Source organism: Oceanobacillus piezotolerans (genome assembly GCF_003665065.1).
Classification (GTDB): domain Bacteria; phylum Bacillota; class Bacilli; order Bacillales; family Amphibacillaceae; genus Oceanobacillus; species Oceanobacillus piezotolerans.
In genome coordinates this window covers 416,836-430,711 of sequence record NZ_RCHR01000003.1, presented here as the reverse complement: position 1 = coordinate 430,711, position 13,876 = coordinate 416,836, and the positions used below count along the sequence as shown (strand labels likewise).

The following is a 13,876-nucleotide window of genomic DNA, read 5'->3' as shown; positions in this document are numbered from 1 at the left end:
ACTTACACCTCCTTCAAATGAAAGCAACAATTAATTGTCTTTCTTCTTTTTATCAAGTAATGATTCCAATTTTTGAAGACGTGGATCCACCTTACTTTTCTCCTCTTCCTCAGAAAGAAATTTCCATCCTTCTCCATCTTCAGGACCTTGCTCTTTTGCTTCCTCAGAAAATACTCGATAAGGCTTTTCTAAAAGAATGTTTTCCTTTATGTATGGAGTTAGATCGATGACTTCACCATCAATCGGATGAATTTCATCTTCCTCTTCTTCATCGAAGTAAGATGATGTGGTAAATACCTCATTCGCTTTTATCTGAAAAGGATAGGGTACATCCACTAATGTACGTGCACAAGGTAGTATCATTTCACCTTTAATCTGGAAAGAAAAGACAATCTGATTTCCTCTAAAAGTACAATGTCCAGAAACCTGAACAGGCTTAATGTCACGTATATCGTTATTCATCGTTTTCAGTTCGGAAACATCCACATAATCATCAAATGTGTATGGTTCATTATTAGCGTGTTTTCTAATTTGGCCCAATGTAAATTTCATTTTTTCACCTCAAGGCAACAAGAGTTATTGTAAAAGAAAAATAGATATTTGTCAATATGTTTTCTTTACACCTAATATTATCCCCTTTCACTTCATTCATAAACGATTCCTAATCATTTTAACATATTTCCTTATTACCTTTCAGCTATGTACAGTTACGTGCTACTATTACTGATTTTTGATACAATAGTTATTAAATTAAATTAGGAGTTGAGCCTATGAATGCATGTGGCTTAATTGTCGAGTATAACCCTTTTCATCTTGGTCATTTATACCATATTAATCAAGCCAGACTCGCTTCCAATGCAGACTGCATGATTGCAGTAATGAGTGGCTCTTTTTTGCAGCGAGGAGAACCAGCTATTATAGATAAATACCATCGCACCAAAGCCGCACTTGCTTCAGGTGTTGATATTGTACTTGAACTCCCCTATATATACTCCGTTCAGAATAGTGATCACTTCGCAAAGGGGGCAGTCTTAACTCTGAATGAAATTGGAGTTTCAAGCATCTGCTTTGGTAGTGAATCCGGAGATATTTCCAGATTCATTAAGGCTCAGAACGAAATTACAAAGCACAGAATTGAATATAATAGAATACTTAAAGTTAAATTAAGCGCTGGATTATCCTTTCCGGAGGCTAGCAAACAAGCTTATAGAGAAATCGGATTAGATGACCTAGCATTAAATTTGAATAAGCCAAATAATATACTAGGATTTAGTTACGTGAAAGCTATCTATGATAATAAGTTATCTATCCAGCCATTAACCATTGAGCGTACAAAGAATAACTTCCACGATATAGCGATTTCGAATCCGATCGCAAGTGCAACAAGTATAAGAAACGAGCTTTTTCATGAGGGAAAAATAACTAATAAAATCGCACAAACTATTCCCGCTGTAACCATTGAACAGTTAGAACAATACTACCATCATGCATCTACTTGGCATCATTGGGAAAGCTACTTCCCTTATTTGCAATATAGAATACTGACTATGTCCGAAGATGAGGTAAAAGCTATACATGGTGTTGTAGAGGGATTAGAATACAGAATTAAGAAGACCGCAAAAGATGCCCATTCTTTTGAAGAATGGGTTCGGTTAATAAAGACAAAGCGCTACACTTGGACAAGGATTCAACGAATGTTTGTCCATCTTTTAACCAACACAAGAAAAGAAGACATAGAAGAATGGCTGGCGAAACCAAATGTACCATATGTACGTGTATTAGGTTTTACGGAAAAGGGACAAGCATACTTAAATCAGGTTAAAAAAAATATAAATGTTCCACTTATCGATAAATTTAATAAAAGCAATTCTCCTGTATTGAAGCTTGAGGAGAAAGCTACTAATGCATATTACAGCATACTCAAGCCAACTAATCGAATAAAGCTATTCAAACAAGAATTGCGTTCACCTATTATATTATAAAAGGAAAAGACATAGAATCAGCTCTTATTAGCGAGTCTATGTCTTTACTTATATTTTAGGAAATTATAAAGTGAACGACCTGTAGATAATTCTTATCATACGAAAAGCCACGTCCGGCTCCAGCGCTAAAGCTAAGCGATCTTTTGGTGGGAGGAGCACGCCCAGTCCCAAACTTCACACTCCTCCACTACGATGACAGTTCGACATAGTCGAACTTCCTATGTCCAGATAAAGGAAGTGCCGACTAAAATCGGCTTCGCCAACGTCGGTATACCCCATAAAGGGGCATGTTTCCTTTATCTCATTGCGGTAGGAGAAGTTCGATTAAGAACGTCACATCACCTGGCAAATCTTTTCGATGGGACTAGTAATCGCAGTCCCAGGCGTTGCGACAGGACGTCGCGTTTTTAGCCTGTAAGGGCGCTTGCGCCTTTGTTCCTATAATTGTTCCAAATAGTTTAATGCGTCCTCAAAAGTATCTACAGGTATGATAACCATATCCGTATTAATTTCTTCAGCTTTCCGCTTGGCTTCCTCGTAATTGGAGTCTTTTCTCCCATTTTCATTTGGAGCAAAGAAAATATCGATGCCTTTTCTATCTGCTGCTACTATTTTTTTATCAATACCTCCAATACGATGGACATTGCCATCATAATCAATTTCACCAGTACCAGCAATTTCAAGTCCATTCGTTAAATCTTTCTCTGTTAATTGATCATAGATTTCCAATGAAAACATTAAGCCTGCACTAGGCCCTCCAATACTTCCGCTGGAAAATTCTATTTCAGGGCTAACTGTAACATGACGGTCCGTAACCAAGCTTATGCCAATCCCTGCTTTATTGATAGAATCGTCAATAAGCTCTAAAGTAATATCTGTTGTATGTGACTCCCCATCCCTAACATAGGTTAATGTAATCGAGTCTCCTTCCTGTTTGTCATCCACATAATTTATTAAGTCATTTGCTTCCTCTATTTCCAACCCATCTATTCCTATAATTCGATCACCAGTTTCCAGTTTTCCTTCAGCAGGTAATCCCTGAACAACGCTGACAACATATACTCCATTGTACTCTATCGTTATATTTGCGTCAGCAGCACTATAAGCTACAACTGTTGCCGCTTCTTGTGAACTTTCCATCACCTGTAGTTGAGCTTCCATATACTCATCCTGTGAAATTCCTTCTGGAAATACCGCTTCTAAAGGGAGAATTTCACTATGAGGAAGGATTTTTGCAAGTGCATATTGGATCGGAGTTGCCTGTAAACCACTTACCGTTACAAGGTGCATGTCCCCTTTACTTTCGAAACCATTTTCCACATTTACAATGGGGTTAAGTTCATCTGCCCCGCCAGGGCGTTGAATATAATAAGGAAGTTGATATGACGCTAAAAAATACGCCAACACGATAACAACGAATAGATAAATGACGTTTCTTTTTGTAAAATTCATCCTGTAATTCTAATCTCCTTCCCGCTCTTCTAGTAAGATAGCAGTTGCTTATTAATACTTTTATCAAAAGTGTATGGCATAAATAAGGTATGTATGAGCGTATATTGATAAAGACTTGTACAATTGAATCTCCTAATCATGGTCGCGGATAGAAATATTCTACTACTAACAAATGCAGATGTACAGAGCAACGGCCATCTTCAATAGGTAAAAAGTGAATTTTCATTCAACAGAGAGAAGGTCATATTAAGAAACGAAGATATTAGGGGTGGCAGTTTTAACTCTCCCTACCCAACCGTTTGTCAGATAAAGAAATCGGGCTTATGATTTAGCGAACGCCCTTTTATGATTCTTGACTTTCCTAGAATTACTTGAGCGGGGTTTACCATGCATATTCGTCTTACTTCTTGGCAAATTGATGCTAATTAACTGCAGGCACTGCACCTTAATACCTTCGTTTCCTGTGGTCGGTCAGTATACCTGCAATAACACACAGATTATCCTTTGGCAGCTATAAGCAGCACACTAACTAGGGGGAAACTACTTGAAACCAATTATTCATACTATTCTATTTTCAAGTGCGACTGTATTTATCACATTCTGCCTAATCAAATTTCCAGATCAAACCTTGGAAGCAAGTATCCGAGGCTTAAATTTGTGGTGGGAAGTAGTATTTCCATCTTTATTACCCTTTTTTATCATTTCCGAGCTACTCATTGCTTTTGGTGTTGTAAAGTTTATAGGAAGATTATTTGAGCCTGTTATGCGACCATTGTTTAACGTTCCTGGAGTAGGAAGTTTTGGTATGATCATGGGAATGGTTAGTGGCTATCCTACAGGAGCTAAGATAGCAGCACGGCTACGAGAAGAGAAACAGTTAACTCAAGTAGAAGCTGAAAGACTTGTTTCATTTACAAACAATTCAAGCCCTTTATTTATCTTTGGGGCAATTTCAGCTGGCTTTTTTCATGATGCTAAATTAGGTATTCTGCTAGCTACTTCTCATTATTTAGGAAATGCAATGGTAGGGATATGCATGCGGTTCCATGGGCGTCAATATGAAACTACTTATAAGAAGCATGCAAGAAGGTTTTCAGTTAAGCAAGCTTTTTGGGAAATGCATGAGGCTAGAATAAAGGCTAATAGGCCAGTAGGAGAGATTTTAGGTGATGCTGTTATAAATTCCATCAAAACACTCGTTATGATTGGTGGATTCATCGTTTTGTTCTCCGTTATCATTAAATTGCTATTTTTAGTTGGTGTGTCGTCTATGATTTCTTCTATATTTGCTTTCATTTTTTCCATTATTTCACTACCTGAGTCATTTGCACTTCCATTCATCTCAGGTCTATTTGAAATCACAATAGGTGCAAATATGATTTCCCAAATCACCTCTAGTCCATTATTGCAACAAGCAATATTTGTAAGCTTTATACTAGGTTTCAATGGATTTTCTGTCCAAGCACAAGTAGCTAGTATATTAGCAAAAACAGATATTCGATTTCTGCCATACTTTATTTCACGATTATTGCATGGGACAATTGCTAGTATATTAACCATTATTCTCTTCCAACCTCTTTATCTAAATAAGCAAACCTTTGAGTTAAAAGATATACCAGTTTATCAGCCAATAGATGTTGAATGGATGGGATTAATGGAGAAACTGCAAGATATCGGGCCGATCATTACCCTCCTCGCATTAATGGTAGCTATTATCATACTACTTCGGAGAAACGTTAAAAATGGCGGAGTCAAATAGACCCCGCCATTTTTAATAAGTGAGCGTTCAAAAAACAATCTGTGCAATTGATATGTAAACGTTTAATACTCTGTTTGTCTTAAGGTAGGAGAAACTTCCTCAGCGACGATTGACTTACAGGAACAGAGAATCTCAATTAGATGTTCTCACTCTTACAAGACTTTAATGAAACCTTTTATAAGTAATTAAATTTTCTTTTTAGTTCCGCCCTAACAGTGTCGGGTACTAGTCCAGAAATATCCCCGTTATATTTTGCAATTTCTTTCACCATGCTTGAACTTAGAAAAGAATATTGATTATTTGTCATCATAAACAATGTTTCAATTTCAGGATTTAGTTTACGATTCATAGATGTAATCTGCATTTCGTATTCAAAGTCACTAATTGCTCTTAATCCACGGACAACCGCATCCGCATTCTGCTCTTTTGCATAATCCATCAATAAATGATCTGAAGAATCCACTGTAATATTAGGCAAGTCACTTGTCGCCTCTTCTAGTAAGCGCATTCTTTCTTCTACCGTAAATAATGGTGACTTTGCTTGATTGTTAAAAACTGCTACAATAACCCGATCGAATATTTTGGATGCCCTAGTTATAATGTCGAGATGCCCATTCGTTATAGGATCAAAACTGCCAGGGCATATTGCTAATTTTCCCATAGACCTAACTCCCTTTTAAAGATTTATTTCTTCTGGTAAATAGTTATTCCAATTGTCTCTCCATATTTCTCTTGTTTCAAAAGGTTTAATTTATCATTGCTCTCTGGCAGATGTTCAGATGGATTGTGTTCACAATAAATCAAACCGTAAGAGCTTATTAAATTTAATTCAAGGATATCTTCTATTAATTTTTTATAATCCACTTTACCATATGGAGGATCAAGCAATATTAAATCAAACCGCAATTCTCTTTTAGCCGCACCTTTTAAAGCACGAAAGGCATCAGCCCTAAACATCTCTGTTCTATTCAATAAATGCAATGTCTTTAGATTTTCAGTAATTGTATGTATTGCTTTCGGATGCTTATCTACAAATACTCCATAATCCATCCCTCTGCTCATTGCCTCTATACCCAGTGAGCCGCTGCCGGCAAACAAATCCAGCACCTTTCCCCCTTCGAAAAAAGGACCAAGCATTTGAAAGATAGACTCTTTAACTTTATCTGTTGTTGGTCTAGTTGTTTTACCTGGGACTGCTTTTAATTGTCGTCCTTTAAAATCTCCTGCTATAACACGCATGATGACACCTCTAATATGAACTATTCGACTTTTATCCTACCATAAATAAGCTTATCTGCAAAATAGAAATTAACTGATTTCATGTATAATAATTTTTTCCAGGTACATAATACATAGTGATACAACTGGTTAACTGGTTGTTTCAAACACGGAGAAGACTTAAACTTCCCCATAAGTTCTTCTTCCGGTTTCTCCTCTCCCTTTGCCTATTTGTTTTTCTTTGAAAAAACAAAGGGACCTGCAGAATTAATTATTCTGCAGGTTTTTTTCTTTTTTTCACCGCTATAGAAGACGGAAAGCCATTAACAATCAAGCGTATTATGAATTAATATTTCACTTTATATTCCCATTTTATAATCATACTGTTTTGCTTTGTCTGGTAAAGCATTCTCAAAGTCTGTTCGTACAAAAGGCTTATAGGAATGTTCTATTTTTAATACAAATGGCAAACGATTTAATTTATTCTCCACTTGATTAACATCTGATTGATTGACATATATTATTGCATATTTTAACTTCTTAGATGCATAAATTAAATTACCGAACCGCTTAATCTGCTTTAAGTTTTTCATATGTTGAAACCAAACAACTAACCCCTGGCGATTTGTTCTCATATTCTTGACCTCACTCATTTTATACCTATTATCTTTAATTATGAAAAGTATTTGCTACCCATCCGAACCAGGGACAATCAATCCCTCCATAGCAATTATAGCTTAGTTCTATGTACAATGCTCTTAAGGTCAACTGACTTTCAGCTAAACACTGAAAGTCAGCTGATTATTATGAAGCACAACCACAAGCTCCACCACTGCCACATCCACAGCCGCTATCTGTAAATGCTGCCCCGTCTTTAGGTGCCTTGACTTGTTCACTGACACTTAATGCGACATATTGACTGATTTCATCTAATAGCTTTTGCAGATTACGTTCCGCTATTTTAAAAGAGGCAACTTTTTCATGCATATCCATTTCACGTTTGGTGTACCTCACCTTTTTCATTATTTCATTATAATCAGGGTGATACCTTCCAAAACGTTGTATGTCCTCATAGTGACTCTTCATATCGTTAAAAGCTTTAATCAGCTTTTTTGCTTCTTCATCTTGGTTCAATGCTATCTTAGACTGAGTATAGGCTTCCATCACATCAGATTCAAGCACCATTTTTCCAAGCTTCTCTGAATGGTCAAGAATCTCAACATATTCAAGTGTGCCTATCATATAAACACCTCCATGTCCATTTTATCATTTATTTATGAACATGAAAATGGAAAGGTGTTAATCTTTCATCACCCCTGCAAATTGCATCACCATATTTAACATTTGAACACTGTTATTAATTCGTTCCACTCTTTGGGAGATTGTCTTCCCATAAAAAACCTTTGCTTCTTTTTCCATTTCTTTTATACTGCTTGGGTCCCTTGTCAAGTACCGATACCACACTGGATTATAACGAATAAAATTTGCTAGACTAGGATTCTTAGCTAAATACTCTTGAACCTGCTTATCCATTCTCTCTCTCCTAATCTAATCTTTAAACCAATTAAATGGATCTCTGGAAGGACCTATATTTTTTGGTTTCTTTGTACTTTGAAATTGTTCAATTAATTCCTGTACCGTGCCAATTGTTTTACTCAAATTTGAAATTTGCCCTTGAACTTTATTCATATCAATATTTTCCGTAACTTTCATGAGCTGACCAAGCAGTTCAAATTGTCTTTTTTCCGAATCCTTATCTGCTGATTCTTTCTTGTCTGAATTACTTGTACTAGGCTGAGCCTTGTACTCATCCCAAAAGGGATCATCTTCTCCTAACAAGCTCCACTTTTCATAATATTCCTGCCACGGTCGCCCTGTTTTCCTTAGTTCTTTTAATAATTCTGGATGGTCATTAACAAATCGTTTAAATTGCACGACAGATGGATGTAAATTCTCCTTTTCCATTTTCTTTCCTCCATCAATAAATAGACTTATTCACTATAAAATATGCGAATGCCACATTAACGTGAGAACGGAAAAAGCTAACCGAACTTCTTCATAGTTAACCCACTATCTGAAAGCAATTTCTCTAATTGTAGTGATTCTTATTAATCAAACGCGTAAGGTTCCTTAGCCTATTTAAATTTCATTAATTACAGATCCACATAACTGCGTATCGCTTTCAATAACTGAATAACAATTTGCAAATGTTCTTTTAAATCTCCTCCATTTCGAACTGTGGATGAAGAATATTGCTGCTTCAATCTACGGGTTACATCAAGTGAGACCATTATATAAGCAAATAACAATATAATTATTTGATTATTTTCGTGAAAATAAGTTTTACTTCTGACAGAATTCCCAAACCAATACTATATAAATTATTAAGAAAATAAGAAATATATTAGTATATTCGTTGCAAATTAAGCGTTTTCGTACTAATATAAATTAATGAGGACAATTATGCGAGGTGAAAAAAATGAGAATCGAAAACACTGGAATCGACAATGTAGTGATAGACTTAAAGCCTCTTGACCATATTACAGGGAAAAACGCCTTTATCCGTGCAGGTCAATGGGATTACGAACGCGTTACCTATGATTACAAGATTGATTCAAACGAGCAAAACATTACATATTATATTCGTATACAAGGGCATGCAATTGAAGGCGATGTAGATAGGGGTAATGCAGTCATTAAGCTTCTAACACCTTTATTAGGAAAGCATTATTATCCACATGGAGTAGAATATGGAGAGGAAGAAAACTTTTCCGAAGAATTGATTGAACGTGCCAATACTCTACTAACTAAAGTGGCAAATGATGTTACCCCATACAAAAAAGCTTAATAGAACCAAAAAGACGAGCTGTAGTATATACGCTCGTCTTTTCTATTTGCTAAAGTCCAAAAATTGCTCTGAAGAGATTGGTAGTTTGTCCAGTATCAAATAAGATATATAGGAATAAATATACCATTACTCCGGTAATCGCAGTAAAGAACCATATAATTGATGTTACTGGGCCAATTTTTCTATGTTTCGTTATGTTACGCTTGAAAGCAAGTGTCAATGTAATAATTCCGAACACAGCACCTGTTGTTGCTAAGATAATATGAAAAACAAGAAAAACAGTATAGTATATCTTTAAATTCTCTGGACCACCGAAACTAGTATTCCCGATAAAAATGGTTCGTGACATGTAAATGGTAAAAAACAGGAGTGCACTAACAGCTGCTGCAATCATTGTTTTTTTATGTGCTTTCACTTTGTTTATGCTAATAAAGTACCAACCTATTGCAACTAGGATAGCACTTAATACTATAAAAAATGTACTTAATGTAGGTAAAAAAGGCAAGTTATTCACCTTTCCTTTCTATGTAATCTTTTCATTCGTTACTCAACGAGACTTAACTGAATTTGCTGGTAACGGGTCTATTTTATTTCCGTCTTCCTTAAACCAATTAAATAATATCGATGCTAATATTGACCCATAGGCGATTTCTTGTATAACTTTCATTATAATACCACCTAATTGCTGATCAATCATCACTGATAACGGTGAGAATGTCTCAGGACCATTAAGCTGTGTAGAGATACTGTTCAGAACATCTCCTGGGACACAAAGACTTAAAGCAGTTAACCATGCTCCGTCTTGGGTATATGCTGCGTATAGCGGGACAGATGAAAAAATAATTAGCACACAAGCAGGAGTAATCAGCACACTATTCACAAAGATATATCCTACTTTCAAGATCGGCTTCAGATGATCAAACTCTTTAATCGGAGCCAATAAAGGAAGCCACATAACAAATGCTGCAATAAGTAATATCACATGAATAGTTGTATGTGCAACGGGCGCAGATTTTGAAAAATTAAATATGACTGGAATATGATAGATGCTAAAGAGACCGTTAAACAGCAGCAACGAAATAATTGGCTTTGTTGCAAATCTCAGAAAAGAACCAACAAATGGGGCCTCTATAATATTTCTCCATATCCAAACAGGCAGCCCCTTAATAATCAAGATTGGTGTGATAATTAAGTAAAGTGCCATTTGTGTCATGTGGGCTGTCAACATAATGTGTGACAGTAAATCAACAGGTGATCCCTTGGCAATATATATAAGCAGTAAACCTAAATAGAAAGAAACTTTCTGGTTTCTATTAGGCTTCTCCTGCCCACCAAAACGCTTTCGATACGGTCCAGTTATTAAATGATAGGCTATTCCAATCCCTAGTAGAAAAACAAAAAAGAAAGGACTCCACATCGCTCGAAAACCAAATATTTGCAACTCCAGCCACATATGTATTCACTCCATCGTAAATAGGTTTTCAGTCTTTCATCTTTTATTTTATATTAAAATGCACACTTATTTTGTGACGATATTCAAACAATTTATCAATGAAGAATAAAGTGAAACTTTACTCAGTAGGTTTTTCTTCCATTCCTTCTGAGTTTAGCACCAAAAGGGTGTGAGTATGGAGCTCTTGTGCGACTCAGATGTTCACTTGCTGTTTCTCCCCCACTCCCATTCCTCGTCTTCTAATAAGGGCTTACAATCCGTTAAAGCTGCGATCTTACTAATCAGCATATAACGAGCAAAAAAGACCGGGTATATATCCCGATCTTCTTTGCTAATAAGATTACCACCAAATAATTGTAGTAAAAGTTAATATAGCAACGGCAGCTACCCAGATACCGCCAAAGATTAATAGAGCGACTAGCTCATGCCCTTTATCTTTCATATGCATAAAATAGTAAAATTGAAAGCCCACTTGTACAATAGCCAAAATAAGAATAAGTGGAATGACAAAAATCTTATCCATATCGACAGCAACTGCATAAAACGCAATTAACGTAAAGATAATCATTAAGGCAAATGTAATAACTTGATGTTTCATTTCTTCCTTGCTCTTATGATTTTGGTATGAATTAAGTTTACTCATGCTTGTATTTTCAGTCATAAATTAACTCACCATCCCCATCAAATATACAACAGTAAAGATAAATACCCAAACTACATCGATAAAGTGCCAATACAAAGAAAACGTATTGAATTTGGATGCATTTTTCAATGTAATACCTCGTCTCGCATTACGCACCATTAATGCGATAAGCCAACTAAGTCCAAACACTACGTGACCACCATGGAATCCAACCAACGTATAGAAAGCTGACCCAAAAGCTGAGGAACGAAATGTAAAACCGTAGTCTGTAATATAATGATAGAATTCATAAATTTCAAACCCTAAGAACGCTAGCCCCAGAAGAGCAGTTATTCCAAACCACAATTGCATCTTCTTAAAATCATAGTTTTTCATATGATAAATAGCATACACACTTGTTAGAGAACTAGTTAACAACAAGATTGTCATAATAAAAACAAGTTCTAATCCAAATAAATCTTGTGATGTAGGTCCACCAGCTGTCGAGTTTTTCAATGCCAAATACGTGGCAAAGAAGCAAGAAAAGAGAACAGTTTCTCCACCCAGGAAGAACCATAATCCTAAGAATTTATGTTTCCCCTCAAGTGTGGACTTTGCAGGATCCTTAGGCAGGTTATTTGGATCTAAAGTATGTTCCTGACTCATCTTAGTCAACCTCCTTCTCAAGGTCTTCTTTATGAATATGATAACCATAATCATCCACTAATGAACGTGCTAGCATACTACCTAAAGCAATAGCCATACCACCAAATAAGGCAATGAGCCATAAATTATTATCCACTTGGTAAATAAACCCAAATGAAGCTATGAAGAATCCTATAGTCATAATAAGTGGAAGAATGGAACCATTTGGCATATGAATATCATTTACTGGCTGAGCTGGTGTCATCTTTTTATTTCCTTCCATTTTTTCAATCCAATATGGATCTAAACCACGAACTAATGGCAATTGCTTAAAGTTATACTCTTTTGGCGGTGATGAAATTGACCATTCAAGTGAACGGCCGTCACCCCATGGATCGTTTCCGGCTTTTTCACCTTTTACAGTTGTATACACGACGTTAATAATGAATACAAGTGAACCAATACCCATTAGAAAAGCGCCAACTGTACTAATCATATTTCCTGTATCTAATCCTTGTCCTTCTAAGAACACCCAATAACGACGAGGCATTCCCATCAGTCCTAAGAAATGTTGGATAAAGAAAGTTAAATGGAAACCAATAAAGAAGAACCAGAAAGCAATTTTACCCATCGCTTCATTTAACACTTTACCAAACAATTTAGGCCACCAGTAATGCAGTCCAGCTAAAATACCAAATACTACCCCACCTACAATAACATAGTGGAAATGCGCTATAACAAAGTAGGTGTCATGATATTGGTAATCAGCAGTTGTAGCACCGAGCATAACCCCTGTCATCCCGCCAATAGTAAAGGATGGAATAAACCCTAAAGACCAAAGCATGGCAGAATTAATGGTAATACTTCCTCCCCACAATGTTGCTAACCAGTTGAAGATTTTAATACCTGTAGGAACGGCAATTGCCATCGTGCCAACTGCGAAGATAGCGTTTGCTGTCGGTCCCAAACCTACGGCAAACATATGGTGCGCCCAAACCATAAATCCTAAAAAGGCAATTAAGAACGTTGCAAATACCATAGATGTATAACCAAATAACCGCTTTCTAGAAAAAACTGGAATGATCTCGCTAAAAATCCCAAACGCAGGCAAGATTAAGATATATACTTCCGGGTGCCCAAAAATCCAGAATAAATGTTGCCATATAACTGAGTTACCACCTAAAGCAACGTCAAAGAATGCGGATCCAAACAAACGGTCAAACATTAGCAAGAAAAGACCAACCGTTAGAGCTGGAAATGCAAATAAGATCAAGATACTTGCTACAAATGTAGTCCAGGTAAATAATGGCATACGCATATAAGTCATACCAGGAGCTCTCATAGTAACGATAGTAACAAGGAAATTAATCCCCCCCATTAACGTACCTGCCCCTGAAAGCTGTAATCCCAAAATATAAAAATCCATACCATGTCCTGGTGACTGAATAGATAACGGTGCATATGCTGTCCAGCCAGCATCCGGTGCTCCGCCTAAAAACCAACTAAGATTTAACATAATCCCACCAAATAGGAATAACCAAAATCCTAATGAGTTTAAGAAAGGAAATGCTACGTCACGTGCACCAATTTGAAGCGGCATGATAGCATTCATAAATCCAATTAAAATAGGCATAGCAGCAAAAAATATCATTGTAGTACCATGCATGGTAATCATTTCATTATACAAGCCAGCACTAATGAAATCATTCTCAGGTTTTGCTAATTGTATACGAATAACTAGTGCTTCAATCCCCCCGAGCACAAAGAAAAATGCTCCAGCAGCAATATACATATTTCCAAGCTTCTTATGGTCAACTGTTGTTAAGTAGTCCCATAAAATGGCCCAGAAGCCTTTCTGTTGAGTAGACGCAATACTCAATATTGAAACCTCCCTTTT

General features: G+C 36.4%; 16 protein-coding genes. 3 read left to right on the top strand and 13 right to left on the bottom strand.

The window, feature by feature from the left end:
* Positions 1-30: 30 nt before the first annotated feature.
* Positions 31-552: a YceD family protein gene (locus D8M04_RS10205; protein WP_121522812.1), complete on the bottom strand. Its 522-nt coding sequence runs from the start codon at positions 550-552 to the stop codon at positions 31-33.
* A 218-nt stretch (positions 553-770) separates the two neighbouring features.
* On the opposite strand from D8M04_RS10205, the gene D8M04_RS10200 reads away from it, so the two are divergent.
* Positions 771-1,982, top strand: coding sequence for a nucleotidyltransferase (locus tag D8M04_RS10200; protein ID WP_121522811.1), 1,212 nt, complete (start codon positions 771-773; stop codon positions 1,980-1,982).
* Positions 1,983-2,420: 438 nt separating this feature from the next.
* Here D8M04_RS10200 and D8M04_RS10195 read toward each other — a convergent pair whose 3' ends face one another.
* Entirely contained in the window at positions 2,421-3,434 is a 1,014-nt protein-coding gene (locus D8M04_RS10195) for a SepM family pheromone-processing serine protease (protein ID WP_121522810.1), read from the bottom strand.
* A 544-nt stretch (positions 3,435-3,978) separates the two neighbouring features.
* Between D8M04_RS10195 and ylbJ the strand changes: the two genes are divergently transcribed.
* Entirely contained in the window at positions 3,979-5,193 is a 1,215-nt protein-coding gene (ylbJ, locus tag D8M04_RS10190; RefSeq protein WP_121522809.1) for a sporulation integral membrane protein YlbJ, read from the top strand.
* A gap of 175 nt (positions 5,194-5,368) precedes the next feature.
* Here the strand turns inward: ylbJ and coaD are convergent, their stop codons facing one another.
* The 6 genes from coaD to ylbD all read right to left on the bottom strand — a co-directional run bounded on the left by coaD (position 5,369) and on the right by ylbD (position 8,376).
* On the bottom strand, positions 5,369-5,854 hold the full coding sequence (gene coaD, locus D8M04_RS10185) for a pantetheine-phosphate adenylyltransferase (RefSeq protein WP_121522808.1): 486 nt from the start codon (positions 5,852-5,854) through the stop codon (positions 5,369-5,371).
* A gap of 23 nt (positions 5,855-5,877) precedes the next feature.
* Positions 5,878-6,432, bottom strand: coding sequence for a 16S rRNA (guanine(966)-N(2))-methyltransferase RsmD (gene rsmD / locus D8M04_RS10180; RefSeq protein ID WP_121522807.1), 555 nt, complete (start codon positions 6,430-6,432; stop codon positions 5,878-5,880).
* 338 nt (positions 6,433-6,770) lie between these two features.
* A complete protein-coding gene (locus D8M04_RS10175) occupies positions 6,771-7,046 on the bottom strand; it encodes a YlbG family protein (RefSeq protein WP_121522806.1) in 276 nt (91 codons plus the stop codon).
* A 169-nt stretch (positions 7,047-7,215) separates the two neighbouring features.
* Positions 7,216-7,653 (bottom strand): YlbF/YmcA family competence regulator, encoded by a 438-nt coding sequence (locus D8M04_RS10170; protein ID WP_121522805.1) that lies wholly within the window; start codon positions 7,651-7,653, stop codon positions 7,216-7,218.
* Positions 7,654-7,710: 57 nt separating this feature from the next.
* Positions 7,711-7,944, bottom strand: coding sequence for a YlbE-like family protein (locus D8M04_RS10165; RefSeq protein ID WP_121522804.1), 234 nt, complete (start codon positions 7,942-7,944; stop codon positions 7,711-7,713).
* Positions 7,945-7,959: 15 nt separating this feature from the next.
* Positions 7,960-8,376 carry a YlbD family protein gene (gene ylbD, locus D8M04_RS10160; RefSeq protein ID WP_121522803.1) on the bottom strand — a complete coding sequence of 139 codons (417 nt, stop codon included), beginning with the start codon at positions 8,374-8,376 and terminating at the stop codon, positions 7,960-7,962.
* Positions 8,377-8,890: 514 nt separating this feature from the next.
* Here ylbD and D8M04_RS10155 point away from each other — a divergent pair.
* Positions 8,891-9,259: a YugN family protein gene (locus D8M04_RS10155; RefSeq protein WP_121522802.1), complete on the top strand. Its 369-nt coding sequence runs from the start codon at positions 8,891-8,893 to the stop codon at positions 9,257-9,259.
* Positions 9,260-9,308: 49 nt separating this feature from the next.
* On the opposite strand, the gene D8M04_RS10150 is transcribed toward D8M04_RS10155, so the two are convergent.
* The 5 genes from D8M04_RS10150 to ctaD all read right to left on the bottom strand — a co-directional run bounded on the left by D8M04_RS10150 (position 9,309) and on the right by ctaD (position 13,858).
* Complete coding sequence (locus D8M04_RS10150) at positions 9,309-9,764, bottom strand: DUF420 domain-containing protein (RefSeq protein ID WP_121522801.1); 456 nt, start codon at positions 9,762-9,764, stop codon at positions 9,309-9,311.
* A gap of 42 nt (positions 9,765-9,806) precedes the next feature.
* Positions 9,807-10,712 carry a cytochrome c oxidase assembly factor CtaG gene (gene ctaG / locus D8M04_RS10145; protein WP_121522800.1) on the bottom strand — a complete coding sequence of 302 codons (906 nt, stop codon included), beginning with the start codon at positions 10,710-10,712 and terminating at the stop codon, positions 9,807-9,809.
* 340 nt (positions 10,713-11,052) lie between these two features.
* Complete coding sequence (gene ctaF, locus D8M04_RS10140) at positions 11,053-11,373, bottom strand: cytochrome c oxidase subunit IVB (protein ID WP_121522799.1); 321 nt, start codon at positions 11,371-11,373, stop codon at positions 11,053-11,055.
* 3 nt (positions 11,374-11,376) lie between these two features.
* Positions 11,377-12,000 carry a cytochrome (ubi)quinol oxidase subunit III gene (locus D8M04_RS10135; RefSeq protein ID WP_121522798.1) on the bottom strand — a complete coding sequence of 208 codons (624 nt, stop codon included), beginning with the start codon at positions 11,998-12,000 and terminating at the stop codon, positions 11,377-11,379.
* A gap of 1 nt (position 12,001) precedes the next feature.
* Entirely contained in the window at positions 12,002-13,858 is a 1,857-nt protein-coding gene (gene ctaD / locus D8M04_RS10130; protein ID WP_121522797.1) for a cytochrome c oxidase subunit I, read from the bottom strand.
* Positions 13,859-13,876 lie beyond the last annotated feature (18 nt).